The following is a 1,066-nucleotide window of genomic DNA, read 5'->3' on the forward strand; positions in this document are numbered from 1 at the left end:
TCGCCAGCAACAGCTTCACGGCCTCTCCTTTCGCATGCTCGTCTCCTCGATTCGTCGTCCACCTCGTCGACAGGGGTACATATTCGCCCATCGACGTATTGCCTGTCATCCTCATTGCCGCCGACGCACTAGTTTATACCACCGTCAGACTCGCCAGCGTAGGCAAACGAAATCGTAACCGCTCATCAACTTTCCCATCATCGAAAGATGCTGTTGCCTGAATCATGAGGCCAGATGGCATCGTCACACCACCTCGATCACTTCACCCTCAAGGCATACGCAGGCATGCATCTACACGGCAGCCTGACTCGGCATGACCGTTGTCATCCTGCGTAACGAACAGTGACCAACATCAAAGCAATGCGACACTTTAACAGCCGTTTCATGGATACGTTTCAGAATCAGAGCCTGCGTCGACATTTTTTCCCAAGGCGGTGCTCAACGAGACCCGCTAAATACTCATCAACAATCACGACCGGATCGGTGCTGGGGTCGCCCCCCAGCGCCATACCGGGCACACCACGCGAAACGCCAAGCCGGATGGCGTGGCGTTTCGGTCAGCAGTACGCCGTCTCAGGCGACGTGTGCCAACGACTCGGAAGGCCCGAAGCATTCATGATGGCGTCGTTCAGCCTCAATCCCGAGCGTCTCCCGCTCCGCTACGCGAAGCCGCCGAGGCGCTGCGCGCCATGCTTGGCGCACCATAAAAAAGCCCCGTTATACGGGGCTTTACAAGCTTATATCGACTTATGACGTCGACAACGCTAGAACGGGATCTCGTCGTCAAAGTCATCGAAGTTGCCGGGGTTGGGAGCACCATAATTGCCTTGCTGGCCACTCTGCTGGGGCGGCTGTTGCTGAGGTGCCTGCTGCTGCGGGGAGGGGCCACCTTGCGGTTGGCCGTAGCCACCACCCTGCTGCGCCGCAGCGCCTTGGCCCATGCCTTGCTGAGGCGCATTCTGCTGAGGCTGAGCGTAGTCACCACCACCCTGACCGCTGCGCGAATCGAGCATCTGCATGTCGTTGGCGACGATCTCGGTGGAATACCGATCCTGCCCGTCCTGAC

Annotated in this window: 1 protein-coding gene and 1 pseudogene; one reads left to right on the top strand and one right to left on the bottom strand. The window is 58.4% G+C overall.

Annotated elements, in window-relative coordinates; all coding sequences use genetic code 11:
• On the top strand, window positions 1-221 hold a 221-nt coding region (locus tag OP496_RS17925; protein ID WP_280565297.1), incomplete at its 5' end, for a hypothetical protein.
• Between the two features lie 543 nt (window positions 222-764).
• Here OP496_RS17925 and OP496_RS17930 read toward each other — a convergent pair.
• Window positions 765-1,066 (bottom strand): annotated as a pseudogene (locus tag OP496_RS17930) (single-stranded DNA-binding protein); the annotation flags it as partial.

This window comes from Chromohalobacter sp. 48-RD10, from assembly GCF_029889785.1.
Lineage (GTDB): Bacteria > Pseudomonadota > Gammaproteobacteria > Pseudomonadales > Halomonadaceae > Chromohalobacter.